Raw genomic sequence first — 2,276 nt, forward strand, 5'->3', positions numbered from 1 at the left:
CCCCTTGCGATCGCTCTCAACTTCCTTCGCTGAAGCGTAGAGCGACGCTTGAGCAAAATTGAACCAGCGATTGAGTTGCTCCATTAACCATTGACTTAAGGATGAGCAGCTCAAATACAAAGCCAGTGCCCACAAGGATGAACCGGCGATGATTGTAGAATCTAGGGCGAATTGAAATGGAAAAATATTAGTCAGCATGGGTAGTGCTAGGGGGAGAGCAGCAAATTAACAACTATTCAGGCATCTTAACAAAAGTACACGACTGAAGAAATACTAAAAAGGTCGGATTTTCTGGCAAAGGGAATTTTTTGGAACCCTCTACTGCTTTAAGCGTCTTCCCTCAAGAAGTGTCTTCCCCACAACCCTTCAACCTCACAATTAGGGGCAAGAGGGTGACAATGCAGATTCTGAGAGATTAAGATCCTGCGAGGAATTAATTCGTGAAGGTAAAACTCTATCCGGTGAACTTCCCCAACTCCAAATGAACGCGGAGGTAGGTAAAGTATTGCATTGGGTGCCAGCTACTGAACCAAAGCCGCTACAAACCAGGAATGTGAAGAATAGTTACTACATTCTTTCGTGTGAGTTACCCCACTGATTAGTTCATCAAGCCGTAGAGAAGTAAACAAATGCAGCAAGTCACTAAGCCCCTCCAGCAGCAAAAGAGTAACAGTTCCAATCGACGCCTGCTATTTTTGGCTGTGCTGAGTCTAATGAGTGTAATTACAGTAGGAGGGCTGTATAAAGAGCGAGCTAGAGCCTCGGAACCTCGCTCAGTCCAGATAGCAACGGGAAATTCTTGGCAAGGGGGCTCTTTTCCTGTAGAAAACTTTCAAGCGTACACCTCTGGTTTCGGCTACCGACGGTCTGCTACAGGAGGTGGGGGATGGGAATTTCATGGAGGCTTAGATATCGCCGCTCCGGAAGGAAGCTATATCCGTAGTTGGTGGACAGGTCAGGTTATAGAACTCTCTGATAATACGGCTTGTGGCACTTTAATTAAGATTCAATCAGGAGACTGGACCCATGTCTACTGCCACATGAAAGGCCATGTTGAAACCGCTTATGGTCGCCGTTATCTAATCGATCGCACCGGTGGTATTCAAATCTGGGAAGGTCAACAGGTAACATCGGGAGATCGAATTGGTCGCGTGGGAATGACGGGTCGTACAACTGGCCCTCATCTACACTGGGGGGTGAAATATGCCAACCAATATGTAGACCCAGCTCTAGTGCTTCGGGCAATGTACAACCAACAAGCTGCCACTAGGTCGGTGGCTAAGTACAAGAGCCAACGGGATTGATAGCATTTCTCAAAATGTAGACTAGAGATATATCGCCATCCGATTGGAGTGGTGAGTTTTTTGAGAAACCAAAGAGAACACAGGCAATAAGAGAAGGAAGTTGATGAATCATTAATTTTGGAGAGTTTATTGAACAAGGGTTGTAATAGAAACCTCTATTTCTCCGGGAAGCTTAACGTAAGAAAAACGGCTCAAAGCCTCTAGTAGTTCAGCGGGAATTTCAATGAAATACGGAATAGATATTGGTCATAACTGTCCTCCTGACACGGGAGCCCGAGGACTCCGGCAGGAAGATAACCTAACGATGGAGGTAGGAACTCGAGTCATCTCCAAGTTAAAATTGCTCGGTCATCAAGTGATTGACTGCAAGCCGAGTCGTGCTAGTACTGTCAAAGACTCCCTCCAGCAACGATGCGATGCCGCTAACTCAAATCGAGTGGATACTTATGTATCAATACACTTCAACAACTTTAATGGGCAAACGACTGGAACGGAAGTCTTTGCAACAAGTGATGCAGGCCGAAGGATTGCCAAGCCTGTTTTAGAAAATATCCTGAAGCTGGGATACTTCAATCGAGGAATTAAAGACGGCTCCCATTTGTATGTCCTCAAAAATACAAATATGCCAGCCATTCTTGTTGAATGCTGTTTCTGCGATTCTCAACAAGATATGAAACGGTACAATCCAGATGATCTAGCTGATGCCATTGTCAAAGGATTAACTGGACAAACTGCGCCGAATCCGGATGAGGCTGAAAAGAAAACGATTCTAGACCTACAGAAAGCTTTAAATCGATTAAAAATTACCGATGATAACGCTAAACCTTTGGTAGAAGACGGCTCTTTGGATAATGAAACTAAAGCTGCTATCCGCAACTTCCAACGAATTGTTGGTATCACGGAAAATGGAATTGCTGGGCCGACGACATGGCAAGCGATTGAACAAATATTAGCTAAGCCTGTACTTAGACC

2 protein-coding genes and 1 pseudogene are annotated in these 2,276 nt (G+C 45.0%); 2 read left to right on the forward strand and 1 reads right to left on the reverse strand.

Annotated elements, in window-relative coordinates; translation table 11 throughout:
• Positions 1–198 (reverse strand): annotated as a pseudogene (locus tag V6C93_RS34025) (hypothetical protein); the annotation flags it as partial.
• A 431-nt stretch (positions 199–629) separates the two neighbouring features.
• Between V6C93_RS34025 and V6C93_RS34030 the strand changes: the two are divergent.
• Together V6C93_RS34030 and V6C93_RS34035 are read left to right on the forward strand one after the other, a co-directional pair.
• On the forward strand, positions 630–1,304 hold the full coding sequence (locus tag V6C93_RS34030) for a M23 family metallopeptidase (protein ID WP_333481118.1): 675 nt from the start codon (positions 630–632) through the stop codon (positions 1,302–1,304).
• A gap of 223 nt (positions 1,305–1,527) precedes the next feature.
• Positions 1,528–2,276 (forward strand): N-acetylmuramoyl-L-alanine amidase (locus V6C93_RS34035; RefSeq protein WP_333481119.1); only part of this gene is annotated, 749 nt, incomplete at its 3' end.

The sequence above is a fragment of the Allocoleopsis sp. genome (assembly GCF_036703385.1).
Taxonomy (GTDB): domain Bacteria; phylum Cyanobacteriota; class Cyanobacteriia; order Cyanobacteriales; family Coleofasciculaceae; genus Allocoleopsis.

Coding starts and splice junctions, on each gene's coding strand:
- V6C93_RS34030 (WP_333481118.1), top strand. CDS start 630: ATGCAGCAAGTCACTAAGCCCCTCCAGCAGCAAAAGAGTAACAGTTCC.